This window comes from Caballeronia ptereochthonis (assembly GCF_001545075.1).
In the GTDB taxonomy this organism is placed as follows: domain Bacteria; phylum Pseudomonadota; class Gammaproteobacteria; order Burkholderiales; family Burkholderiaceae; genus Caballeronia; species Caballeronia ptereochthonis.
The window spans coordinates 1-23,795 of the sequence record NZ_FCOB02000041.1 but is presented as its reverse complement, the minus strand read 5'-3'; the positions used below and the strand labels follow the sequence as shown (position 1 = coordinate 23,795).

Here is a 23,795-nt window from a genome sequence, read left to right as displayed (position 1 = left end):
CTAGTTCAATTGCCCGGACGCGACGTCCTGGACGGCCACGCCGGGCGAGGCGGCGGCCGCGGCCGCGGGATCGATCCAGACCGGAGAAGCCATGTACAACACCGACGTCCGGTAGTTGACGGTCGGAAACAACGCCCACACGTGACTCAGTTCGTCGCTGCCGGCAGACACGACCGACACGCGCACGACCTCTCCCTCCACCTGCGAGCCTGTCAGCGACTGCGCGTCATTGAGCGCCTGGAGCGCGAAGCCGAGCAGGCGCAGCGACTCCGACTCGCCTGCCTTGTCGCGCGGGCCGACGGTGATCATGTAGTGCAGGTCGAGCGGCAGCGCGTCGAGGAATACCTGCTCCGGGTCGCCCAGATTCACTCCGGCCAAGCGATGCTCGGTGTTGCGCAGGCTGTCGCTCGTCGTCACGCGATAGAGAAAGAGCACAAGCGCGGCATTGCTGGCGGAAGGGTCGTCCAGCGGCCCGACGAAGGTCGTGTCGCCCGGACGTCCGGCGGCGGAGAGAGCCGTCTTCAGACGGGCCTCGATGGCGTTGGTGACGAGATAGATCGCGCGCGCGCTCATGATTCGCTGGCTTCCGTCAGACCGGGCTGCGTCTCGGGCGCTCGCTGCCGCACCGCGCGCGCGGCATCCGCGCGTCGCAGGTGTTCGGCGAACTCGCGCTCGAGCCCAGGCATGCCGAGCTTGAGCAGTTCGGCGCGCGTCGCGCCGACGAGGTGCCGCATGGCGATCTTCTCCGCCGGTTCGGCCGCTGCCGCAAACGCCGCGCGCAACGTGATCTGCCGGATGCTGCCGCCGCTGAGCTCGATCCGGCGTGCGAGAAAGCCAAATTGAACGTCCGGATGCAACGGCGCTGGCTCGCACAGGCATTGACGCCAGATCTGTTCGCGCGCCGTCGCGTCCGGCAACGGGAACTCGACGATGAACCTGAGCCGCCGCAGGAACGCGCGGTCGAGATTCTGAGCGAGATTGGTGGTCAGGATCGCGAGGCCGCTGAACGCTTCCAGCCGCTGCAGCAGGAAAGCGGTCTCGAGATTGGCGTATCGGTCGTGTGCGTCCTTGACTTCGGCGCGTCGGGTGAAGAGTGCATCGGCCTCGTCGAAGAGCAATACGGCATGGGCTTTCTCGGCCTCGGCGAACACGGCATCCAGATGTTTCTCGGTCTCGCCGATGAACTTGCTGACCACGCGCGCCAGGTCCACGGCAAAAACGGGACAGCGAAGTGCCGCGCCGATCGCGCCCGCCGCCATGGTTTTGCCGGTCCCGCTCGGACCGCTGAACAGCGCGGCCACGCCTTTCCCATAGGGAAGCTGCGCCCCAAAGCCCCACTGCGAATACACCTTGGGCGCATGCCGGACCTGCGCGACGATCTCCGTCAGTTGCCTGTGCCGCTCTTCCGGCAGCACCACCTCGGACAGGCCATAGCCGCTCTCGAGTCTGGTCGCGAAGCGCGGCAGACTGGGACTCGCGACCTCCCGGCATGCGTCCGCCACGCATGCGGCACGCTCACTGGACGGGGCCTCGCGCGCACCGCGCGCCGCGGCGACACGCGCCGCTTTCTCGTATTCGTCGATGCTCAGTGGAAATGCCGCCGCGAGCTGCGCCACTTCGGCGCCCGCAAGCCGGATTCCCGCGTGCCCTGCCGCACCCTGCAGCGCCGCCTGACGGGACGCTGCCGAGACTGGTCCCCACTCCAGCACCTGCGTAGCCGACAACCGCAGCATGCCGCCGATGTCCGCGACCCGGTGCACGATCAGCACGGCCGGCCCCGCAACTTCCGCAAGCGCGTCGCAGAGCCGGGCGAACACTGCGCGCGTGTCGTGCGTTTCGGCATCGCCTTCGTCGATCACCGAAACGGCGTCGGCCAGCGACGCCGCCCAGACGATGCGTGCGATGCGACCATCGAGTGTCGAGCTGGTGTCTTGCATCTCGGACGTGTCATTCGCGACGGCAAGCATTCGCAGTTCGATGCGCAACAGTCTCAGCCTGCGTGCGCCGGCGACCTGTTCGAGCACCGCGCGCCACAGGGAAGGATCGCTGCCCGCCAGCACGAGACGGCGCGGAGGCCCGATCCGTTCGCGGTCGTTCTCGAACCATGCGCGCACTTGCCCGATGCGCTCCGTGTCCGTGTCGTGGGCGAGCCAATGCGCGCCGGGCCAGGGAGCGTCACGCAACGCCGCGTCCGGACTGTGCTCGTGCATGAGCGCAGCGCGCGCGCCGAATGCCCATGCGACCAGCGCCGGCGCGACCCGAAGCGGATCGTCGCCGTGCGGCAGCGGTTTGCTCGGTGCACTGATCGCGCCGAGGCGAAGCAGGCGCCACGGTCGCGCGAGTGCCGCACGCACCTCGATGGGATTGCCGAGTACCGCCGCAATCAGCGTGAGACTCGCGTTGCGCCGGCTCAGGTCGTCGTTGATGTAGCCAAAAATGCGCTGATACTTGGCGTCGAGCTCGGGAGCGAGGCACAACAGGAACGCGCGCGTTTCAAGCGACGTGAGCCCGAAGCCGCGACACAGATCGGCGAGCGCGTCGACCTGCGGAGCGCCATCCGCGCAGGCGTGCAGCAATTCCTCGCGGGCAGTTTCTTCGGCGAGCTGCGCGGCGGCGATTTCCGTGTCGGGCTCGCCCGAGAGGTCGATCAGAAGGCTGTCGATCGTTGCACGGCTCACCGACAAACCGGGGAGGTCGGCGCCGGGCGCGGCGGTGCGCTTGATATGCAGCCGCAGCACGGCGTCGAGCCACGACATCGCCCGCATCAGCATCGAGGTGCCTTGCGTCGATTCCACGAGTCGCAACCGTCCGGCCGGAGCCAAAGGGTCGCCAATCGCCCTGAATTCGGTCGCCCGGCGCGCGGCGTCGGAGCGTGCATTGACGAGCAACGCGCGGGCTGACGCAATAAATTGCTGCAGGTCGATCTGCCGAATGTCCATGTGGACGAACTCGCTGCCGATCACGATGCGCGCCACGCCGAGCGACGCGTAAGCACCGAGCAGCTGCTCCGAAAGCCGCTCGATGTCGGGTGCGAAGCCGACCAGAATGATCAGGTCCGGATGGCGGGGCAGACGCTCGATGCATGCAAACAGTTCGCCGCATGGCAGCACTTCTTCGTGCGACAGTTCCACGTCGTCGCGACGCCGAAGGTCATCGGCGACGAGGCGTGCGAGCACGTCGTCGACGGTTTGCGACACAAGTACAGTGAATGAACCCACGAGATCCCCGCATGGGCGACCGAGCCAATGACGGGCATGATGTGCGTCGTAGCGCGTGAGCGGCATCGGCCGCGAAGAGCCGGTTTGGATCGAGCGGCGGAACGGGCTTTACGGCGAAAAGTCATGATCGGAACCGGCACCCGGGGAAAACGCTCCGGGAGCCTGCGGCGCGAACCAAACCAGACGATATTCCAGCGACGCTTACACGCGGCGCATTCCGCGAATTACGCTCCCGAAGCCACGTCCTGTTACTTCCAGGCCACTGCCGCCGCCCAGGCCGGTGGTGTCCTGAATGCCATCCTGCGGGCCGACGGCGGCCACTTCTTTATCGAGCTGGAAACCCGCACCGCCGGCACCGCCGTGCTGGTCACCTCCAACAATCGGCGGCCGCGCGCCTTCCGTAACCCGATCAGGGCGCTCGAGGTGATCCGCGAACTCGGCGTGGAGAACGGGCGATTCTCGCTTGAGGCATGGCGCCCCGACGAAACCGCGCGCGAACGGGCCAGTCGACCCGATCGTGCGGAAGCCATGAAGCAAACGCATTCGAACGCGGCCGCCCATGAAAAGTGGTTCCGTGAACAGGTCAAGGAGTCGTTGGACGATCCGCGACCAAACGTATCGCATGCCCAGGTCCAGAAGGAGATGGCCGACAAGAAGGCCGCGTTGCGCAAGCGCATCGCGGCCGGCGGGGCTAGTGCATCGCATCATTGAATTGGCACCCAAGTGTGTTCAGATGCAGTTCATGGGCAAAATGAACCTGACCGAGACCGAACGCGAGCAACTGCTGTCGGCGGCGCGCAGCCGAACGATGCGTGCGGCGGACGTACGACGCGCGAAGGCGATCCTGATGCTCGAGGACGGCGAATCGCGCGACAGCATCATGCGCACACTGGGTTGCGACTCGCGCTTCATCGCGCGCTGGTACTCTCAAACACAAACCCGCCGACGGCTCGACACACTGGAGCAGCTATAAGCTTGCAGCAGCACTCGGTGACGTGTCAGTCTCGACCGTGCAGCGCATCTGGCGCAAGCATGGAGTCAAGCCGCAGCAACTGGAGCGGGTCAATCTCACGCAACGACACGCTCAGCCTGTTCGCGGCGTTCAACGCCGCCACCGGCGAGGTATTGGGCAAAACGGCGGCGCGTCACACCAGCGAACTGTTCGTGGCCTTCCTGATCGACGTCGTGGCTAGCCAGCCCAAACGCAGAGAAATCCATGTCATCTGCGACAACGTGAGTAGCCATAAGACGGAGCGAGTCGCCGCGTTCCTCAACGCGCATCGCAATGTGAGCTTGCACTTCACCCCGACCTACTCGTCGTGGCTCAACCAAGTGGAGAACTGGTTCTCGCGCATCCAGCGTGATGTGATCGCCCGTGGCATCTTCACTTCAGTAAAAGATTGGGATCGCAAACTCATGCATTACATCCGCGAGCACAACAAAAATCCGAAGCCGATCAAGTGGAAGTACGACGATCCTTCGCGCCGGATCCGCTCGGTGCCAAATCAATGACGCAGTCGATTAGCAGGAGTTGAACTCCGCGCAGATTTTCCGTTCGCCGATAGACCAAAGAAGCTTTGGTGCGACGCATCGTGTGAGTCCCCATATGCCGCGTCGTCGAGTCCGATCGATGCGACCCACCGGTGAACAATGCGCGCGTACTGCCGGGTCGACAGATGAGGCGATGAACGCAACCAACTCGAAAACAGGTAATCGGCGGGTTTCAGTCCCCGTGCCGAGATGCAGGCCGCGACGCTATGCCGTGTCTGCTCGGTGATCTTGAATTGCACCGGACGCTGGGTTTTCTGCTGCATGAACGAGATTGATTGTTGGCTCCGTCGGTCGCTGCGCGACCCAATGCCGCCGGCCATGCAGTCGAGCATCCACGGGTTGCTAACAGAGTACAACCGACATTGCCACGTGTTATCGGCGGCCGGTATCCATCGGGCCAGAGGACGGCTCTTGCGCATCCACGCGTGCGATATGGCCAGACAAGCGTGGGCGGCCATAATGTGTTTGCCCAGCAAAAGCGAGTTACAAAAAGAGACTCCTCGGAAGCCATAATCAGTCTGAAGCCGCGGGCAGTATTTGAAATGCGGGCATCTCAATTGCGCGGCTTCGTTCCGTGGGCAAGTGGAGCGCCCGAGCGAACGGGCCCGCGCTTGCTCGGCACTATTTTCAATATCGCTGCCTTTGAAGTTGCCAGGGATGTAAATTTTCCCCAAAACCCCGTGCCAACTAGGCGATCTCTTGTTTAGTCACTGTCCGTGACGCTCGTGGTGTACGCTCGACGAATCAATCCCTTACGCATTTGAATTCTTTTGGCAAAACTGCCAAAAAGTGTTGTAACCAAGATCTCGTCATGACCAGCAATAAAGCGCCTGAGCCTTCGGTTGTCCCGCCCGACGAGACTCGAGCTGTCACGCCGTCGCTGGAGTTTCCGATCGTCGGCATCGGGGCATCGGCCGGCGGAATTCAAGCGCTGACGCGCCTCTTTGAGCACATGCCAAACGACGCGGGCATGGCCTTTGTGATCGTGCTTCACCTATCGCCCAAGCATGAGAGCCAGGCCGACGCCGTGCTCCAGAGACTCACTAGAATGCCGGTCGTGCAAGTCCTGCAACCGACCCAAATCGAAAAGAATCATATCTATCTCATCTCGCCGGCCAACGACCTGTCGATGAATGATGGCTACCTCAGGGTAACGTCTTCCAATCGCGAACCAGGACGACCAGTGGCGATTGATCTGTTTTTTCGTAGCCTCGCCGAAGTACACGGTACCCGCGCGATCAGCGTGATTCTCTCGGGTTTTGGTAGCGACGGTACGATCGGAATAGGTCGGATCAAGGAGCATGGCGGCGTCACGATCGCGCAAAGTCCCGAGGACGCCGAATGCGATGAGATGCCCCGCAATGCCATCGCGACGGGCCTGGTCGACATTGCGCTGCCGGTCGCTGAGATCCCACAGAAACTTATCGAATTACGCGACAACGCGCGAGCGATTCAGTTGCCTCCCACCGTCGAAGATCGGCCTCTAGTGGAGACGTCGGCGGATAGTAATGCAGCGGCAGTGACGGCGTCGCTCGCGGAAGACGCACTGCAGAAAATCCTTTCCACGCTGCGCGCCCGTACAGCGCACGACTTCCGGCACTACAAGCGCGCGACGGTTCTGCGACGCATCGAACGTCGGCTGCAAGTCAACGCGCTTCGGGACTTACCTTCGTATCAGCGGTTTCTCGATGCTCACCCGGAAGAGTCCGCCGCGTTGCTTAAGGACATGTTGATCGGGGTGACGAATTTTTTTCGCGATCGGGACGCTTTTGAAGCCCTTGAGCGCGAAATTGTGCCGCGCATCTGCCAAGACAAGTCCGATGACGAGTTCATCCGCGTCTGGGCCGCAGGATGCTCGACCGGCGAAGAAGCGTATTCGGTCGCCATGCTGCTTAATGAATGTATAGCGGAAAGCAATAAAGGCTGTGGTATCCAAGTGTTCGCCACAGACCTCGATGAGAGTGCCATCGAGATGGCGCGCACGGGCAGTTATCCGTCACCAATTGTGACCGACGTTCCGCCTGCACGGCTTCGAAAGTTTTTTACGCTCACGCATGGGCGCTACCTCATCAACAAATCCTTACGGGAACAGGTTCTATTTGCCGCACACAACCTTCTGCGTGATCCGCCCTTCTCGAAGCTCGACCTGGTGTCATGCCGCAACCTGCTGATCTACCTGGACCGTACGGTACAGCGACAAGTCTTGCAGACGTTTCACTTCGCCCTGCAACCGGGCGGTTACCTTTTTCTGGGTAGTTCCGAGTCGGCTGAGATTGCCGATGACCTTTTCGCCGCCATCGACAAGAAGAACCGGATTTATCGCGCGAAGAAGTCGGCGAGCGCGCGAACTGCCACGATGTTACCGCTCGTCGGCGCCACTGGCGCAGCGGACTCACTTCGGCACCATAAAACCAGAGATCGGCGGCAGGAACTCTTCGTTCGCCGCCTTGCACCGAAGCGCGATGGCGCACTATGCGCCGCCGAGCGTGCTGATTGATCGGGACGGGGAAATTCTGCATATGTCTGAGGATATCGGTCGATTCCTTCGATACGTCGGCGGTGAACCGTCACACAATCTGCTCATCCTGATCAATCCGGAGTTGCGAGTGGAACTCCAGACCGCGCTCTTTCAGGCGCTGCGGCATGGCAAAAGCGTCGATGCGGAACGCGTGAGATTTGCGCGTGGCACCGCTTTGTCCTTCGTCAATATGACCGTCCGCCCGTTCCATGACGCCGCCGGTGGGGACGTCCTTGCAGTGTTCTTCGATGAGGCGGAGGAGACGACGTTGCCCGATGCCTCCGCAGCCGCTCCGACTGATGAGAGTCCCGTGGTGGCTCACCTCGAGGCCGAAGTGCGGCGGCTGAAGGAGTTATTGCAATCGACCGTCGAGCATTCTAACGTCTCGAGCGAGGAGCTAAAGGCGTCCAATGAGGAGTTGCAGGCGATCAACGAAGAAATGCGTTCCGCGACCGAGGAGCTCGAAACCAGCAAGGAAGAACTGCAATCGGTCAACGAAGAGATCGTGACGATCAACAGTGCGTTGCAGGCAAAGGTAGAAGAGACCGCGAAAGCCAACGATGACCTTCAAAACTTGATCGCCTCCACCGGCATCTCGACCATCTTTGTCGACCATTCGATGCGCATCAAACGCTATACGCCCGCTGCCGTGGGGCTGTTCAACTTAATCGAGACGGATATCGGTCGCCCCCTGCTCGATTTGACGCACCGTTTGAAGTATCCGGAGCTTGCCGCAGATGCAAGAAGCGCATTCGAGGACCTGAAGACAGTGGAGCGGGAAGTCAGCACCATGGACGGCAATTGGTTCCTCGCTCGTGTACTGCCATACCGAACCTTGGATGATCGCATCGACGGTGCCGTGCTCACGCTGATCGACATTACCGAAAGACGCCGGGCCGAGGCAGCGGCCCGATCGAGCGAAGAGCGCCTGAAGCTTGCTGCGTTGACCACCGACGACTATGCAATCATTGTGCAAGATCCGGACGGCACGATCCTCAGTTGGAACCGAGGAGCGCATCGCATGTTTGGCTTTGAAGAACACGAGGTCGTGGGCAAGCCGATCGATCTCATATTCGTCCCGGAAGATCGGCCGAGCGCACCGCTCGCCGAACGAGAAACAGCCAAGAAGGAAGGTCGCGCTGAGGACGAGCGTTGGCATCTCAGAAAGGATGGGAGAAAGATCTATTGCAGCGGTGTCATGACGTGGATCGACACGGTCGCCTTTACGGGTCTTGCGAAAATAGCGCGCGATTTAACCGACCGTAAGAGCGTGGAAAGCCAGCAGCAACTTCAGTTGGCGCTCGAGCGGGCCATTCGGGCTCAGGCGGAAACGGTGAACCGCCAAAAGGATGAATTTTTCGCGGTGCTGTCGCACGAGCTAAAGAATCCGCTTAACCTGATTCACGTCAAGGCTGAGTTGCTGAGCCGCTCGCCCGAAGTGAAAGATATTGCGCTGGTTCAGGATGCGGCGGACGCGATTCAACGTTCGGTCCTCGGGCAATCCAAGATCATAGACGACCTGTTGGATCTGTCGCGCGTGCGCACGGGCAAGTTGGCGTTGCATTTCTCGCCGGTCAATCTTGCATCCGTTCTTCGAGCAATTGTCGAGGCGAGTGAGACGGAAGCCGCGAACAAGCAAATTCAAATGTTAGTGTCAGGCGTTGACGCGCCGTTGACGATTCAGGCCGATCCGGTACGACTGGAGCAGATGATTTGGAACGTGGTGCGAAATGCCTTGAAGTTCACGCCGCACGGCGGACGCGTGAATCTATCGCTCACGCGCGATGATCGATACGTCTGCATCGAGGTACGCGATACGGGACAAGGCATCGCGCCTGATTTTCTGCCGAAAGTCTTCGATATGTTCACTCAAGCGGATGGCGGCGGCCGACATGATCGCGGCGGCTTGGGCATCGGCTTGTCGCTTACCAAGCAACTAGTTGAAATGCACGGCGGACGCATTGAGGGCTCGTCGGCTGGCTTGGGCCAAGGATCTTGTTTCCGACTATGGCTGCCGCACCTTCCTCCCTCCTCATCTGTATTGCGCACGGGTAAAACCGCTGATCCCAGCATTCTGAAGGGGTTGCGCGTACTACTTGTCGACGATTCGCTGGAAAGCCTCGAAGGGTTCCGGACTTTGCTTGAATTAGAAGGGGCGCAGGTCAGAGCGGAATCGAGTCCCGAAGCAGCTCTCGAGGCCGCGAGCGAAACCGAGTTCGATCTCATTCTGTCGGATATCGGCATGCCGACGATGAGCGGCTACGAATTGATTGCGAAGTTGCGTGAACTGCCGGCGTGTAAGGCGGTCCCAGCGATCGCTTTAACCGGTTTCGGGCGGGAGCAGGACGCTGCCGAGGCGTTACGTGCGGGGTTCGATGCCCATTTGGGTAAGCCAGTGTCGCTGAACGCGCTACTCGTGGCTATCGGCGGAAACCTGGCAAAAAAGTAGCGAATATTGAGTCGATGCACGAAGCGTTTTCCAAAGTCGATGCGGCACAGAACAGCCTCAAAAGTGCCCGGTTTCAGCGCGGAGGTCCATTTCTAGCAGACCGTTGCCGCTTTCTTGCTGGTCCGCTTTCAGAGCACTCCGATCGTCGAAACCGAGTTCTCCGAACAGCGGATGGGCGGCCAATGCGGTCGCCCACTCTTTCGGTTCAAGGTCAGCGCATCAACGGGCCAAACGCGGCGGGACATACGCACCGTAGTAAGGGCCGACTTGCCCGTTGCCAACCGTCGTTATTTTGTACCCGGCGAGCAAATGACCTTGGATGTACTTGCCGCTGCCGCCATGCGCCTTGTCGATATGAAATGCGGCGAATGCCACGATGGGCTGCGTCGAGGAGCTCGCGGAACTCGCGTCATTCACGACCGGCAGGATCACATCGATGCCATTAATGCCGGCTTTCGTGCTGACATCCGAATAAAGCGTTGTCTTGGCGCCGGGCTCAATCCAGATCGAGTCGCCGATGTTCAAGGCCGTTGGATTGCCGCTGGCGATAAACCCGCGCACGGTCGGCACGTCGTTTGCGTTGGTTTGGAAGGAGGTCCATTGGCCTGACTGGCAACCCCTGACGTTCGAGCCAGCGCCAAAAGACACCTCGTAGGCCGCTCCCGTGGACGGATCAATCTTGGGCGTGCCCGTCCGCGCGTTCCAATACAGGCTGTAGATGCATGTCCCGATTGCCACAGGAAAAAGGCCACCCGCCCCGATCGATCCCGGCGCGGACACCATCGCGACCGACGTCGCGCTGACCGGACCGTTGTTCATGCCAAAGAGGGGCGCTAGAAAATAGCTGACCGGACCGCCATTGAGCCCCGGCGCGCGCGAGACGGTCACCTGGACGGCGGCCGCGTCATAGCTTCCCGGGACGATCGTCGTCGCCTGCATGCCCGCGGGGGAGCCAGACAAATTCCAGTATCCGGATTGTATGGAGGCATCGTGCAGTGTGACACCGTCAGAGGAGTTCAAGCTGACTGCACTTGCTGCGGCAGCCTGCGCAGCGCTCCAGTTCGGGCCCGAACTGCTAGCGGAAAGCAACGAAGCCGCACCGGCAAGGGCAGCAGCGTCCGCCGCCGTTTGCAATTCAGCCTGGGCCAGGTACAAATGTCCCATGTCCAATGCCACGGCGCCCGCCATCAGCGCGATGAGCAGCAGAAAGGGCATCATGATTGACATCACGCCCCGCTGACGTCGAAGGGACGCCGCATGGTTGGCCCGGCGCGCGCGCGGAAGGAAACGTCCTCCGTGCACGGTGTTCAGATCGCAGGAGTGTCGCATTGGATCATACGGCTCATTCGTAATTCATCACCGCCGTCGCGTTCAGCACGAGAGGGCCGGTCAGTGCGCTTAGCGTCGACCCCAAGATCAAACCGTTATAGGTATAGGAGATCTGAACCGTGAGCGCACTCCCGGAGGTCGTACCATTCGCTTGAGTTACGGTGACGCTTGGCGTGCTGCTCGCGCCTCCGCTGATGCGCGAGCCGTTCGCATTGGCGGTCGCGACCGCGGCAATCTGGGTCCTTGTCAGCGCTGGCACGCTTACTACGGCCCCCGCCCTCGCTGCCAGGCGAGCAGCTGTGACGAGCGCTGCCTTGTCATACATCATCAGGCTGAAATCGACGATACCGACCAGCACCATGAGCAGGAACGGTAGCAGAATGACAAATTCCAGCGAGACGCTCCCTGCCTGTGCGACGGGATGCGACCATGTTCGACGGGACCAGCTGCCGTTGGGACGGTATTCTGGCTTACGCACGTTTTTTATTATCTGTCTGCTGAGACGTCGTTGTTCAACGATGGCCCGCGAAATATATCCCCATTACCCTTAGGCAACCCTTAAGAGACCTGCCGGCGCTACTCGCTGTGCAAAGGTTCGCGCAGCAAATGTTGGCGCGCCGAGGCCCACAACTACATGCAAAAGAATTAACGGCCGCGACCCGCGCCCCGACCAAGGAGCGTGGTCGCAAAATCGGATTCCATTTCTCGATTGAGCGGGTCCGACTGGCCCGTCGTCGCGTGGCGAATGCCTGGCTCATCTGCCGGGCACCATGTCGAACGTTGAACGGCTGCTTGGGAGAGTCGCCAAGCAAAAAATCGCGCATATTGGTGGAACTCGTTTGGACACGTTCCTCGCCCAGCGCGCCTTCTGCCGCTCGAATCGCGAGCTTAACCGATCGTCGGGTTCACAACCGAGACCGTCGGGCCCGATGGGACCCAGTCGCCCAGATACCAGGTCTCCTTCCACACCGGATTCGCGCTCGTGATCGTGCCCGTCACGATGTAGCCGCCCGGTTCCAGGCCGCCGACGCCGAACGGCCCGGTGGTCTGGCTGTCGTCGGTATGGTTCGTGATCTGAATATCGACGGCCTTGGCGACCGGCCCTGCGAACGATCCGAGATAGACCTGGATGCCCGGACCGGCGCAGCCTAGCGTCTTCGGGCTGACGATCCTGATCGCCCGGAGTACCGCCGTGTTGTCATCCGGCTCGATGTCGAGGCCCGCCTGCGGTGCCGTACCCGCGATGTTCTGCCACACCGGGTTGTTGAAGGTGATGGTGTCGCCCGAAATAATCGTCGCACCTTGGCGACGGCAGCCGTCCGCGAGATGGTTGTTGATCACGACGGTCTTGCTCGTCACGCCGGCCTCGGTATAGCTGTTGGCGATGTAAATGCCGTCTCCCCAGCAGTTGATGGTCGTCGGAGACGTAATTGTGACGTTCGAGCTGCCGGCGATCGAGATGCCCATACCCCACTCGCCTGACGTCGCTGCGTTGAGCGACTTGCTGCCGTCGAGATACGGCGACTCGATGTTCACGTTGCTCACATCCCAGACGCGCATGATCTGATACGAATCAGTATTATGAGCCAGCAGCTTGATCGAAGCGCCCTGTGCGAAACGAATGTGGGTGTTCGAGCGCAGCGTGAGGCCCGTGCTGTCGATCCGGCTCTGTCCGGTGATCAAGAGGATCTGACCGACCGATCCGTCGATGGCGGCCTGCAGCGCGACGCGGTCGTTCGTGATTCCGTCGCCTTTCACGCCGAAGGACGAGTCGAGCAGAACGCCGTTCGCGCTGGCGTCGCTAGCGCTCCGCGAGGGGCTAGCCGTACTCGGGTCGGGGTTGCTCGTGCTCGGCGAGCCGGTGGCCGCGTTCGGGCTGGTGTCGCTCGTGCTCGGCGAGGGGTTGACCGTACTCGGGCCGGTGTCGCTCGTGCTCGGGCCGGCGTTGCTCGTGTCCTGCGAGCCGGAGGGCGTGCTCGGGCTCGTCTTGCTCGACGAACCGGCAACAGTCGGCGAGTTCGTGCCGCCGCCACAAGCGGCCAGCGCAAGCGAGCCGGCGCCGAGGACGAGCGTCGAAAGGAATTTGCGACGCATCGTGCTAGGAATATCGGAGCGCGTCGGGGCCATGAAAAATTCCATCGAATGACAAATGCGCGACTCGGCGGAGTCGAATTGATATGCGCCTCAAGAAGATGAAGCGACAGGCGACGAGCAGCCGCTTCGGCGCTTATTTGGTTTACGGCGCGAAAATCGAAACCCTAAGTAAAAGGCCGCGCTGGATAGTTCGTATCGTGGAAGAATCCCGGGTTTGCTCAGCACACCAACAAGCCCCGCCGGGCCACGTCAGATCAAGTCCGTCTCCTGAACAAGTTCACCTTCGCCGACGACGCGGCGCTCGCCGTGCGTGGCTGGTACGCCGTCCTGGGCGCACGCGCGGCAGTCACCCGTCAGCCCGACGATCGCCAGGTCGCGGGCACGCCCGCGCCGGGCGTGTTCGGCCGCATCCGGCGCCAATTGGTTGCCTTTGCCGAGAGTCTCCATCGCGCGGACCTGGCCGCCGTCTTCGGACGGAGCGCGCCCCCGCGCTGATTGCCGCCGAACAGGCCAGTCCGGTCGTGCCGTTGGAACGCCTTCGCGTTCCGCACGAACCCGACGGCTCGTGGGAGCAATTCCGGGCACCTCGCGACGCCTGCCTGCTGAACGCGTCGAACGACTACGACGCCATCCAGTCGTGGCTCTCCTCGCACGGGTCGGGCGCGACGCAGCGCGCGTACAGGGAGAGGCGGAACGCCTGATTCTCTCGGTGATCGTTGAGCGCGGCCGCGTTGTCGTCGCTCGCGACCGACGACACGATCGCGTACCGGGGATCCCCGCGGCGGCCGACCCCGCGATTGCCGGAGCGACCCGGCGAGGATGCGCCACAGCGCAGAATGGCGGCCGTTCAGTGCCCCGCTGTCACCCCGGATCGGCCGCCTACGCGCTGAGTGCTTTGCGTATCTCAAGCGCATCTATACGGATCGCGATTTCGATTTCAGCGTCAACGGAGGTCAACACCCCACCGAATTTCGGCGAGAACTCGCAAAGCCAGCATGTGAACCGGCTGTGTCGGTCGCACGACTGGCTCTGGAACACCGGCTCAATACCAATCTGTTGTTCAAAATGGCGCCGAGCCTATCAGGCTGGACTGTACGAACCGCCGACCCTGTTGCCGGTAAATGTGGTGCCCGAGGAGCGTGCGATCGAGAATGCGGCTTCATTGCCCGTTCAGCCGCAGAGTATGGCTCAGCCTGCCGTCGCGGGAGTGATTGAGATTTGCGTCGGCGTCGCACGCGTGCGTATCGAGGGCACGCCCGACGCAGCCACGCTGCGTGTTGTGTTGCATACGTTGCGTGCCGCTGCGGAGGCTGAGACGTGATCGGCCTTCCTGCCGGCACGCGTGTGTGGCTCGCTGCCGGCGTGACCGACATGCGGGCCGGATTCAACAGTCTCGCCGACAAGGTGCAGACCGTGCTTGAACGGGATCCCTTCTGCGGGCACGTCTTCGTGTTTCGCGGCAAACGCGGCGACCTGCTCAAAGTGCTGTGTTGGAGCGGCGATGGCATGTGCCTGCCGATGAAGCGACTCGAGAAGGGGCGCTTCGTATGGCCTCAAGCCGACGGTGCCGTCATTTGCCTGAGCCTGGCGCAACTATCGACGCTGCTGGAAGGCATCGACTCGCGGCAACCGGCGAGAACGGCTCGACCGGCCTCAGCGTTGTAAACGTCGTCGCCGTCGCGTAAGCTGCCCTGCATGACGCGCGCGAACCCACTTCCCGACGGTCGACGTAACTGTCTGTTTGCTGGAGCAGACTCTGGCGGCGAACGTGCCGCCGCAATCTACAGCCGCGTCGGCACCGCATAACTCAACGGCATCGATCCTGAGGCATATCTTCGCTACGTGCCCGCACGCATCGCCGATCATGCGATTAACCGCATCGACGAACTCGCCCCGTGGGTCGTCGCCGACCAGCTCCGCACCGCAGTCTGAAGATCACGATCCTTAGTCAGAACGTCGCTGGTGCCACACTTATTATCGGGCTGCGACCTCGCCAGTCAGCTCTCGGAGTCATACCCGAACTCGCGGAGCTCCTGCGAGCAGCGGCAGGCTTTGGCGATCTTCGCGGCCCATTGGACGGCGGCTTCGCGCGACGGCAGTTCCAGGACACAGAAGCCGCCGTCGAACTCCTTGGTCTGCGGGTAGGTACCGTTCGTGACGGTGCCGTCAGCGGCGACCATCAGCGGCGCGACGTCCTCGTTGATACCACCGCCGAAAACATAGACACCGGCATCTTTCGCCCGGCGTATGACCGCGTGCGCCGCTTCACCAACCGCAGCTATGTCTTCGTCGGAGATGTCCATCGCCGATTTGGGGAAGGAGATAAGGTACTTCGTCATCGTTCGGTCCTCCGGGTATCAGTTCGCTCGCCAGTCGGGCTATCTCGCGCCGGAATGCGAGCGGATGATTCGGTACGCCTTTACGGCCAGTTCTCGTCGGTGCTTCTGTTGTCGAGGTAGTCCCCCTACTCGATGTGGCGAGGGCTACTCTGGCGACTTTTGATTGGAGTGCCTGGACGGTACGCCGTACTCGCTTACGTTGGAACGAGGGCTACGGACCGCTTTTTGCCCAGGTATCGTCGCGACCAAAGAATTGACGTAAGCAAAACTTAACCGATGAGAAATTTGCAGAGAAGGGTTCAAATGTCGCGTCCCCGCCGAATCTCGCTACACACGCACGCCGATGTGACGCCGCCCGATCCCTATCCGTTCGACATCGGCATCTGGCATCTGCGTGTCGAGGATCCGGTATTTCACAATGAAATCGCGCGCAAGTTGAAGGCGTGCAGTCGCCACGCCCTGCCCCGTAATGTCCGCCTGCAGCAACAGACCCGCGTCGTCGAAGGATTGAACCGCGCTCGGACTCCGTTCCGCTCAGAAAGCGAAGAGTTGGCGCAGCTCGGACAGGTGCGTGTGCCAGCGTCGCTTCCTTTCGATCACTGCCCTAGCTCGCTACGCGCCTAGGCTCCCAGCGTCCCAAGATCAATCACACGCCTGCCAGATATCGTGGCGACACATCGTCCGGAGGTAAATCCACGCATCGTCCAACCCGTGGGCCGATGCTCGACGCAACCAGAACGCTGAGGAACCCAAATCCTTATTGACCCATCGTCCTTCCAGATACATCTGACCCAAAAGGAATTCCGCGACAGGATTTCCCTTTGCAGCAGCATCGCTGAAGAGCTGCCACGCGATCTCGTTATTCTGCGCTACGCCTCGTCCATCAGCGTACATCGTGCCAAGTTTAAACTCGGCGGTGGCGCTACCCTGCGCGGCGGCCTTACTCCACCAAAAGACTGCCTGAGCGTCGCGTTGGGCAGATGACTGTCGCGTCGCGTAGAGATCGCCCACTTTTTCCTGCGCACGGCTATCACCAGCCTGTGCTGCGGCTCGATAGCCCTCCACGCCGAGGTGGTTTCGATAGGCATCCTGTGCGCGAACGATCCAGCAGACAGCAACGCTCAAGGCAAGGGTCGAAGCAGCGAAGTTCTGAAATGTCCGCCACTTTCGGCTGAGGGCCGGATTCTGCGATACATTGCGACAATCGGAGTTGGCAACATCGGAGTCAATCCCGGCCTCACGGACACTTTCAGCGTTTGACACCTGTTCTCTTCCGCGCCCAGAAGAGTCTCGAAAGCGACGGAGAAGTGTCGCCAAAACGGCCGAAGCGATAGCGGCTGGCAGCGCAACCATCATACCCACATAGTTTGGTGTCAGTATCCGTTGAAGAACATGCGACCAAGGACTGTCGGGAATGCCGTGCGAGATCATGTAGCCGGCTGTAATGACGATGCCGGAAGTCAGTGCTGCAAGCAGGCCCATGACCGTTCCCAAGCGGCCAGGACCTGCTGCGGCAATCGTGGCTGCCGCGCCCTGAAACACGCCGAAAGTCAGATAGAGGTCGACGTCCGGCCCGAGTGCGCGAGTGGCGTTGTGCATCCATAGGTAAAGGGCGAAAATGTGTTGACCGAGTCCGGCAGGCAGGATACTGCGAAAGTACATTGCCTCCCAATAAAGGCAGCAGACCAGCCCTGCACATATTCCAGTTACGGCCGCTCTGGAGAGGAACAACTGATCTTGCGTAACGAACAGCTGCGAGTCTCTATCAAGGATAGCCCACGCGGGGACCGGTTCTGGCATGAGCCTGCGGGAACGAATTTCGCCTGCCAGAGGAAACGCGCATGCGGCAATCGACGCGAGGAACGTTGGCGGCCCGAGAGCAAAAACGACTAAGGTGAAACGGTCGTCCGCATCCAGACGGAATATAACGGGAAAGGATAGCAGGGAGAAAGCGGCGAAGAGTGAACAACCCAGAAGGAAGAGGGCCACGGCCGCCGTAATCAGCATGACCGGATGCGGGGAGCGTTGATTCAGCACAACTCCGAGCCAGGCCGATGCGGCATCGGCTATCCACGCGAAAATCGCGATGCAGGCAAGGGTGAGCAGTAACCCTATTGCGCAATGGAGAGCGAAGTAGGAGATATGCCAGGCCTGTGGAATTGCCCTTGGTGCCGGTGTGATCAACGCACTGGCAAGAACGATGCATTGAACGGCGAGGTAGCTCAAACCGAACGCGATACCGAGGCGCGCGCATCCTGCGCGCGGATTCCTGTCGGTAAGTAGCGACATGAACGCTGTGCGCCAGACGCCGATGCCGACAGCACCGACGGCGATCAGCAAAACGACGGCGGGTGCCAGAACGTGAGCTACTGCGTCGGACGCCAGGTAAGCGGTTTGGGTCGTTGGAATGAACGAGGCATGTACGTCGTTGGTGGCCGAGAGAATGGTCCACGCTGCGAGACCAACGCCGAAGGCATCCCACGGGCTCGCGGGAAAAAGATGAAAAGGGTCTCTGATCACATTTTGCCGGGCAGCTGGACTCGGATGGAACCGGAGGTAGCGACGCCACCCAAAATCGGACGCGGCCGGGAGGGATGCCAATGCACGGTCGATGGGCGTTGGCGATTCGTCCCACGCTGAGACCAGGACATCCGCGTAGTATTCGCGTGTGCGCAGCACCGCGAGCCCGGAAAAAACGATGACGACCGTCGACAAGGTGACGTCGAAGAGCAGAGGCGCCGTGCGATGCAAGCCTGCTACCGCGCAAATGATCGCAGCGGGCAAAAGGTTCGTCACCAGAAAGGCGGCCCACGCTGCTATCGTCAGGTACGTTTTATCCACATCCGAGTTTTCGAGATGAGCCAGTTCATGTGAAACGATTGCCGTAAATTCCAGCTTTTCACCGCGAAAATAACGGGCGACGAATGCTCCCCCTAGCGCGACGTAATGACGTCCTATCCGGCCAAATACGCTAGGCATCTGCATCGAGAGTGGGTTCCAGACGAAGGTTGGCTTCCGCTTGAGCGAAGCGCGGTCACAAAGGTCGTTTAGCGATCTGTAAAGATCAGGCGAGTCGGATAAGGTGATGTCCTCATACCGCTGAGCTTTACGCCTCCACGCGGGCAGGATTAAATAGATTGCAAGCGACACCAGAACCGTAAGCAGGACTCCGCCCAAGGCGAAGAAGCCGGACCCCCGCATCAGTTGAGAGCAACTGCTCGACCCACGCATCCCCTCCTTGTATATCGCGCTCATGGAGTCCGAAGACGACGACAACGCGGATTGAAAGTATTGGAGAAGGCCGGTTACGTATTTCGTGACGCACGCACCGGCGGCTTCGCTTTCGCTGTCATGTAGCGCCCACCACAGATCTATGAAGAATATCTCGCTGCCGGCTACCACGAAAATGACCAGGAGCGCGAAGCGGAGCGTGGTGTCCGACGGAAACGGAAACGGGTTTGGGCGAAACTTGCTTGAACTGGATGAGAGTACGCGCGCCACACTCTACTCCTCGGGGAGTACCAGTTGCGTAGTGATCGCGTTCGCAAGTGCTTTGGCCTTGTCGGGCGAGAGCCGAAGCCTCGTTGCCGCGAGAATCGCATTTGCGTGTACCAGTTCAAGTTGTTCGGGGGTCAAGGTGATGTGGACAGCCACCTTGGTTGTTGAGAATTTCTTGAACATTCCCCGGATTATGTCGGGCGTTTCCTTGGCTAGCTCGTCCGCGACAGCTTTCTTTGCCACCTCAATCAAAAACTTATAAGTTTCGTTGAGGACGTGCAATACCACCGGCGTCAGATACACGATAAAAGGGTCAGCGCCGAATCCGAGGGACGCGTCGGTTGATCGGGTCTGCTTGATAACGGCTTGTGGATTCGCGAAGAAGGCCCTGCTCGCAGGAACAAAGACAGACAGCTCCTGCGGGGCGATTTCCGTCAGCACGTCACGCGCGATTTCCGTGACCAGCACGGTTTGACTTTCCTCTTTCATGTCGAGGCCTTGTTTGGGGTCAACCTTGTTTCTAATTGCACGAGCGTTGCTGCCGCTTTTTAGAGCAACCAGGCACCTCTGATTCTGCAATCGGGTTGTCTCGAAAGTCTAGGTGATACCAACAAGCGGTAACTACCCCGGTAAAATCCCGCGTGCGTTACCGCACATGTCACTTTTTCGCGGCTTGATGACCGCGGGCTATCTCGTTGCTGTCCTGACGACGATCCGCTTCGGCGCGACGTTGCAACAGCGATGGGTGGGACGCGCCGGCCTTCCTGCATGACAGACACCCGCGGCGGATACATGAAAAGCTTAAGGATCTCGATGCGTTTTATCCAAGGCTGATGATCTACATCTTGTTCGAGAAGTTACAGTTTCCGCGCTCACGGTTACAATCGTCGTACCATTAAGGCGTTAATCTTCCGCCACCTCGAACAAATATAAAGGGTGCGAAGATGACAAGAAGACATTGGAGAATGCTGGGCCTCGCCGCATTACTGCCTTTGATGCTCGCGGCATGTGGCGGTGGCGGCGGTGACAGCGCTTCGGGCACGCCGTCCGGCACGCTGCACGTCGCAATGACCGATGCGCCTTCCTGCGGTTTCGATCACGTCTACGTGACCGTTTCGCAGGTGCGCGTCAACGCAAGCGCGCAGGCTGGCGACAACGACGCCGGCTGGACCACGGTCGCCTTGCCCACCCCGCAAAAGATCGACCTGCTGTCATTGACCAACGGTGTGCTCGCCGATCTCGGTCAGAGCGCACTGCCCGCGGGCCAATACCAGCAGGTGCGCCTGCTGCTCGCGTCGAACTCGAGTAACACGCTCGCCAACTCGGTGGTGCCGTCCGGCGGCACCGAACAGCCGCTCGACACCCCGAGCGCGACGCAAAGCGGCTACAAGATCATCCAGCCCTTCACAGTGCAACCGAACACGCTCGTCGACCTGGTGCTCGACTTCAACGCGTGCAAGTCCATCGTCACGCGCGGCAACGGCTCCTATGCGCTCAAGCCAGTCGTGACGGCAACGCCCACCACGGTGAGCGGGCAAATCGCCGGTTATGTCGGGCGCGCGCAGGCAGGCGCCACCGTGTATGCCGAACAGGGCGGAAAGGTCGTCAAGGGCACTCTCGCCGACAGCACCGGAAAGTTCGTGCTTTCGCCGCTGATTCAAAGCTCGACGCAGGGCACCTACGATGTGGTCATCGTCCAGAAGAACGTCGCCACGGGTATCGTGCGCTCGGTGCCGGTCGTCGTGAACACGAGCACCGCGGTTTCCACCTCCGACGCGCCGATCGCACTGCCTTCGTCGTCGATGAGTACGGTGAGCGGGAAAGCGACAGCGACCGCCAATGCCCTCGTCCGTGCGTCGCAGCCGATCGACGCGGGCACGTATGAGATCGCGTCCGTCAACGCGAACCTCGACACGGGCACCTACGCATTGTCGTTGCCGGCCGCGGCGCCCATCGTCAGCACCTACTCTGGCGCGCTGCCGCTGAGCTTCGCCGCTGCACCGGCCGCCGCCGGTCAATACACGCTGGAAGCGGACGCGGCATCGGGTGCCACGCAGTCGACGAGCGTCAACGCGACGACGAATCCGAGCAATGTCAATTTCAGCTTCTGACCATATACAACGCGCAGCGAAGAGCCGCCCGCCTTTCCGCCAGGAGAACATGATGAAAAGAATCGCCGTCCTCGCCTCGCTGTTGATCGCCGCCGGCGTGACAAGCGCGTGTGCTGTGTATGTCCCCGACTCGCCAGCTGTCGCGGTCAAGCCGCAAGGCGGCGTCGGCAATGGCTTTTGCCCGCCGGGACAAGGCAAGAAAGGCAATTGTTGAGCACGGGCCAGCTTGCGAGCGGGTCGCTAGAAAAGGTACGACCGATCAAAAAGCAGCTCAAGCGGCTCACGCCGATTGGGCTGTTTTCTTTCCGTGGCTTGCTGCAAGTCCACCAAGAGTAGTGTCAGCTGAAGCCGGCCGTCGCGTGGGCTTCGGGTGATCGGGCTTGAGCGTCGTCTGTCGCGAGTTGTCAGCGCGCCAGACGAGGCGGCATATGCGCCATAGTAAGGTCCGACTTGTCCGGCGGATGCTGTGATCTCGTACCCGGCGATGACGTGGCCCTCGAGACCTAAACTTCCGGAGTATTGCATCTCGCACGCAATGGGCACGTCGCCATCTCGAAGGCGACTTGGAGGAAGCCTTCGAGGCGCTTATGCTTCTTGCACACTTATTGCCCGAAGAAGATATCCTTCTTGGCGTTGCGCGCTGGCCCCCCATCTCCTGATAGGTCCGGTTGACAGTCGGATCATAGAAGCTGGGCTTGTGCACGCCCGACTTCAAATTGTCGGGCACAGGAATCTCGACCAGTCCGTTGTAGAACGCAAAGGCGCGCACATGGGAGCCGATCCAGTCGGGCAAATGCTGGATCCACGTGAGCTCCGCAAATGTATCGCTGGACACGCCCAGCGCTGCGACGAACAGCTCGGCCTCGCGGATCTCGCCCCTGTCCGGATTGATGATGCCGAGCTTCTTGCCAGAGTAGTCAACGAACAGCTTCTGGTCGGGCACGTGCGTCTGCCGCATAGTGACCGACAGACGCTGGGCCCATTCCTGATAGACCTTGCAAAACCAGCTATATCCGTATGGTCGGCCGCGAACGGCGCACTGACCAAGTCGACCCGCACCGTGACCTTCGCGTCCGCCAGGAGGTTGCCAAGGAGAGCCACGATGGCGTCGTTGGCGGCCTTGACGTCGGCCGCCGACACGGAAGCCCAGGTCGCCTGGTTCCGCCGTATCCGGTGTCGACGCGTTTGAGCGGCTCGTACCGGGGAGCCAGCACAGATTGCAAACAAACGAGGTGCAACTTGCACATGAATCGCTCTCTCATGCTTCTGGGACTCGTGCTGCTGGCCTGCTCGTCGCCTGAGGCTCCTACAGAATCACGAGTTCCGCTGACGCACAAGTAGCTGGTTGCCTTGGTTCCGAACTCGCATATGGAGCGCATCAGTCAGAGCGGTGGCGTTCGTCGTTGGAGCAACAACGCCGACGGCACTGCCGCAATCGTACGGTTGCCGAAGCCCGCTGCGAAGTCCGCCTCGGTCGGCAAGACAACCGGCCGCTGGTCAATCACCGAAGACGGAAAGTACTGTCTTGACGAGGAGTGGCGAGGCGAAGTGGGAGGTCCAATCCAATGGTGTTCACGAATGTACCAGGACTCTGCGGGCACGTTGCATCCCTTGCGCGATGCGAACTAAACCAAAGTCACAGAGACATAGAGCAACATTCGGCGCCTCCGCGCTCGTTGTGCATGGCTCATTGAAATTTTAGGCCTATATAGAACACTTCCGCGAAAATTTGAAGTTCCACGCTCTGGGCACTCGGCATCGAGGCCCCCACCCAATTTACCCCGCTGAATGACCAAAGCGTAACCTCAGTTCAACATGGTATTCGTTTTAAAACGACCCTCGACCGCTTGAGTTAGCTCGGAAAAGACATCGAGGCTTGGTCCGCGCGCGCCGACGTAATCAGCGAGACTATGACGTCGAACCCCCAAAAGTTTCGGAAAGAGCGTGAAGCGCATGGGCGCCGATTTGTACCCGGCGGCGCTTGAGGACGATGCCGAAAAGCAGTCCACGGCTCTCCTGCAGCGCTTCATGCTGTCCCTTTCCATATAGCGCGTCGGTCACTCAAGCCGACAACCCACCCTGCAAAAAAAGGTCGAAAAGACCACGTCCTGAGAAACGCTTTTGGGAGGCGCTCGCCTGGCGCGGTCGCCGGTGCATTAGATTTCGCCGGCTCATCGCTCGATGGTCAACCCTCAAGCCGATTCAATTGGTGCCTGCAGTTTGAACGTGCCGACGCCGCCGCTCAGCGCATGACTGTCGGCTGCATCTGCGCGTGTTCCTGTGATTGCGCGTGAGCGGCAGCTTGCTTCCGCTTCTCTTTGGCGAGATGCCGGCCAACGACGCAGCCGCCGACTGCACCAACTACAGCATGATGCCCAGCATAGTGACCAGCGACACCGCCGACTACCGCGCCTTTCAAGCAACCTTCGGCACTCGCAGCGCCGGCCGATGTCCTGTTGACGTCGCATCTGTGAGTTGTGAAGTATCCGTCAGCGTAACCCGTTCCGGCTGGAAGATAGTGCGAGACGAGCATTGCTGGGTCAGATTAGGATGACCTGAGCAGTCCGTTCGAAAAATGCTCTCTCCCGGTTGGCAAGGCGTGGTTCGCTCCTCATCCCCGCTTCCAGGTTCACTTCACACCCACTTCGGCGTCATGGCTCAATCAGGTCGAACGCTGGTTCGCCACGC

At 60.8% G+C, this 23,795-nt stretch carries 16 protein-coding genes and 5 pseudogenes; 11 read left to right on the top strand and 10 right to left on the bottom strand.

Annotation, left to right across the window (positions count from 1 at the left end):
- Entirely contained in the window at positions 1–573 is a 573-nt protein-coding gene (locus tag AWB83_RS30885; protein WP_159463095.1) for a Pvc16 family protein, read from the bottom strand.
- A complete protein-coding gene (locus AWB83_RS30880) occupies positions 570–3,218 on the bottom strand; it encodes an ATP-binding protein (RefSeq protein WP_159463094.1) in 2,649 nt (882 codons plus the stop codon). The genes AWB83_RS30885 and AWB83_RS30880 overlap by 4 nt, the downstream gene beginning before the upstream one ends.
- Positions 3,219–3,341: 123 nt before the next feature.
- Here AWB83_RS30880 and AWB83_RS30875 point away from each other — a divergent pair, with 123 nt between their 5' ends.
- Both AWB83_RS30875 and AWB83_RS30870 read left to right on the top strand, forming a co-directional pair.
- The gene (locus AWB83_RS30875; RefSeq protein ID WP_244197939.1) at positions 3,342–3,929 is read left to right on the top strand and encodes a hypothetical protein; all 588 of its coding nucleotides are present in this window, start codon (positions 3,342–3,344) and stop codon (positions 3,927–3,929) included.
- Positions 3,930–3,951: 22 nt separating this feature from the next.
- A pseudogene (locus tag AWB83_RS30870) lies at positions 3,952–4,730 on the top strand (IS630 family transposase).
- On the opposite strand, the pseudogene AWB83_RS37420 reads toward AWB83_RS30870, so the two are convergent.
- A pseudogene (locus AWB83_RS37420) lies at positions 4,675–5,032 on the bottom strand (site-specific integrase); the annotation flags it as partial. The pseudogenes AWB83_RS30870 and AWB83_RS37420 overlap by 56 nt on opposite strands.
- Positions 5,033–5,580: 548 nt before the next feature.
- Here AWB83_RS37420 and AWB83_RS37415 point away from each other — a divergent pair.
- A complete protein-coding gene (locus tag AWB83_RS37415) occupies positions 5,581–7,266 on the top strand; it encodes a CheR family methyltransferase (protein WP_244197938.1) in 1,686 nt (561 codons plus the stop codon).
- Complete coding sequence (locus tag AWB83_RS37410) at positions 7,232–9,736, top strand: PAS domain-containing protein (RefSeq protein WP_244197937.1); 2,505 nt, start codon at positions 7,232–7,234, stop codon at positions 9,734–9,736. The genes AWB83_RS37415 and AWB83_RS37410 overlap by 35 nt, the downstream gene beginning before the upstream one ends.
- 219 nt (positions 9,737–9,955) lie before the next feature.
- Here the strand turns inward: AWB83_RS37410 and AWB83_RS30855 are convergent, their stop codons facing one another.
- The 3 genes from AWB83_RS30855 to AWB83_RS30845 form a co-directional block, all read right to left on the bottom strand.
- On the bottom strand, positions 9,956–10,963 hold the full coding sequence (locus tag AWB83_RS30855) for a TadG family pilus assembly protein (protein ID WP_279629102.1): 1,008 nt from the start codon (positions 10,961–10,963) through the stop codon (positions 9,956–9,958).
- A 115-nt stretch (positions 10,964–11,078) separates the two neighbouring features.
- Complete coding sequence (locus AWB83_RS30850; RefSeq protein WP_279629103.1) at positions 11,079–11,459, bottom strand: TadE family protein; 381 nt, start codon at positions 11,457–11,459, stop codon at positions 11,079–11,081.
- Between the two features lie 494 nt (positions 11,460–11,953).
- Positions 11,954–13,192, bottom strand: a complete 1,239-nt coding sequence (locus AWB83_RS30845; protein ID WP_244197936.1) for a right-handed parallel beta-helix repeat-containing protein — start codon at positions 13,190–13,192, stop codon at positions 11,954–11,956.
- A gap of 234 nt (positions 13,193–13,426) precedes the next feature.
- On the opposite strand from AWB83_RS30845, the pseudogene AWB83_RS30840 reads away from it, so the two are divergent.
- From AWB83_RS30840 to AWB83_RS30825, 3 genes and pseudogenes are all read left to right on the top strand, one after another.
- Positions 13,427–14,057: pseudogene (locus AWB83_RS30840) on the top strand (integrase); the annotation flags it as partial.
- Between the two features lie 419 nt (positions 14,058–14,476).
- Positions 14,477–14,824, top strand: a complete 348-nt coding sequence (tnpB, locus tag AWB83_RS30830; protein ID WP_087049421.1) for an IS66 family insertion sequence element accessory protein TnpB — start codon at positions 14,477–14,479, stop codon at positions 14,822–14,824.
- Between the two features lie 57 nt (positions 14,825–14,881).
- Positions 14,882–15,091, top strand: a pseudogene (locus tag AWB83_RS30825) (transposase domain-containing protein); the annotation flags it as partial.
- Positions 15,092–15,156: 65 nt separating this feature from the next.
- Here the strand turns inward: AWB83_RS30825 and AWB83_RS30820 are convergent.
- Positions 15,157–15,498, bottom strand: coding sequence for a YciI family protein (locus AWB83_RS30820; protein WP_087049420.1), 342 nt, complete (start codon positions 15,496–15,498; stop codon positions 15,157–15,159).
- Between the two features lie 303 nt (positions 15,499–15,801).
- Between AWB83_RS30820 and AWB83_RS36275 the strand changes: the two genes are divergently transcribed.
- On the top strand, positions 15,802–16,122 hold the full coding sequence (locus AWB83_RS36275) for a hypothetical protein (RefSeq protein WP_143750130.1): 321 nt from the start codon (positions 15,802–15,804) through the stop codon (positions 16,120–16,122).
- An 18-nt stretch (positions 16,123–16,140) separates the two neighbouring features.
- On the opposite strand, the gene AWB83_RS30815 is transcribed toward AWB83_RS36275, so the two are convergent.
- On the bottom strand, positions 16,141–18,999 hold the full coding sequence (locus tag AWB83_RS30815; RefSeq protein WP_087049419.1) for a sel1 repeat family protein: 2,859 nt from the start codon (positions 18,997–18,999) through the stop codon (positions 16,141–16,143).
- A 3-nt stretch (positions 19,000–19,002) separates the two neighbouring features.
- Positions 19,003–19,485, bottom strand: a complete 483-nt coding sequence (locus tag AWB83_RS30810) for a hypothetical protein (protein ID WP_159463093.1) — start codon at positions 19,483–19,485, stop codon at positions 19,003–19,005.
- 476 nt (positions 19,486–19,961) lie between these two features.
- On the opposite strand from AWB83_RS30810, the gene AWB83_RS30805 reads away from it, so the two are divergent.
- The gene (locus AWB83_RS30805) at positions 19,962–21,107 is read left to right on the top strand and encodes a DUF4382 domain-containing protein (protein ID WP_244197935.1); all 1,146 of its coding nucleotides are present in this window, start codon (positions 19,962–19,964) and stop codon (positions 21,105–21,107) included.
- Positions 21,088–21,321 carry a hypothetical protein gene (locus tag AWB83_RS30800; protein ID WP_143750129.1) on the top strand — a complete coding sequence of 78 codons (234 nt, stop codon included), beginning with the start codon at positions 21,088–21,090 and terminating at the stop codon, positions 21,319–21,321. Before AWB83_RS30805 ends, AWB83_RS30800 begins: the two co-directional genes overlap by 20 nt.
- 438 nt (positions 21,322–21,759) lie before the next feature.
- Here AWB83_RS30800 and AWB83_RS37400 read toward each other — a convergent pair.
- A pseudogene (locus AWB83_RS37400) lies at positions 21,760–22,125 on the bottom strand (IS21 family transposase); the annotation flags it as partial.
- Positions 22,126–22,475: 350 nt separating this feature from the next.
- On the opposite strand from AWB83_RS37400, the gene AWB83_RS37775 reads away from it, so the two are divergent.
- Entirely contained in the window at positions 22,476–22,736 is a 261-nt protein-coding gene (locus tag AWB83_RS37775) for a DUF995 domain-containing protein (RefSeq protein WP_159463092.1), read from the top strand.
- Positions 22,737–23,795 lie beyond the last annotated feature (1,059 nt).

What these genes read in the sequence shown, in the direction of transcription:
- AWB83_RS30885 (WP_159463095.1), bottom strand. Translation starts at nt 573, where the DNA reads ATGAGCGCGCGCGCGATCTATCTCGTCACCAACGCCATCGAGGCCCGT.
- AWB83_RS37775 (WP_159463092.1), top strand. Translation starts at nt 22,476, where the DNA reads ATGGAGCGCATCAGTCAGAGCGGTGGCGTTCGTCGTTGGAGCAACAAC.
- AWB83_RS36275 (WP_143750130.1), top strand. Translation starts at nt 15,802, where the DNA reads ATGTCGCGTCCCCGCCGAATCTCGCTACACACGCACGCCGATGTGACG.
- AWB83_RS30845 (WP_244197936.1), bottom strand. Translation starts at nt 13,192, where the DNA reads ATGGCCCCGACGCGCTCCGATATTCCTAGCACGATGCGTCGCAAATTC.
- AWB83_RS30855 (WP_279629102.1), bottom strand. Translation starts at nt 10,963, where the DNA reads ATGTCAATCATGATGCCCTTTCTGCTGCTCATCGCGCTGATGGCGGGC.
- AWB83_RS30820 (WP_087049420.1), bottom strand. Translation starts at nt 15,498, where the DNA reads ATGACGAAGTACCTTATCTCCTTCCCCAAATCGGCGATGGACATCTCC.
- AWB83_RS30800 (WP_143750129.1), top strand. Translation starts at nt 21,088, where the DNA reads ATGTCAATTTCAGCTTCTGACCATATACAACGCGCAGCGAAGAGCCGC.
- AWB83_RS30805 (WP_244197935.1), top strand. Translation starts at nt 19,962, where the DNA reads ATGCTGGGCCTCGCCGCATTACTGCCTTTGATGCTCGCGGCATGTGGC.
- AWB83_RS30875 (WP_244197939.1), top strand. Translation starts at nt 3,342, where the DNA reads ATGATCGGAACCGGCACCCGGGGAAAACGCTCCGGGAGCCTGCGGCGC.
- AWB83_RS37410 (WP_244197937.1), top strand. Translation starts at nt 7,232, where the DNA reads ATGGCGCACTATGCGCCGCCGAGCGTGCTGATTGATCGGGACGGGGAA.
- AWB83_RS30810 (WP_159463093.1), bottom strand. Translation starts at nt 19,485, where the DNA reads ATGAAAGAGGAAAGTCAAACCGTGCTGGTCACGGAAATCGCGCGTGAC.
- AWB83_RS37415 (WP_244197938.1), top strand. Translation starts at nt 5,581, where the DNA reads ATGACCAGCAATAAAGCGCCTGAGCCTTCGGTTGTCCCGCCCGACGAG.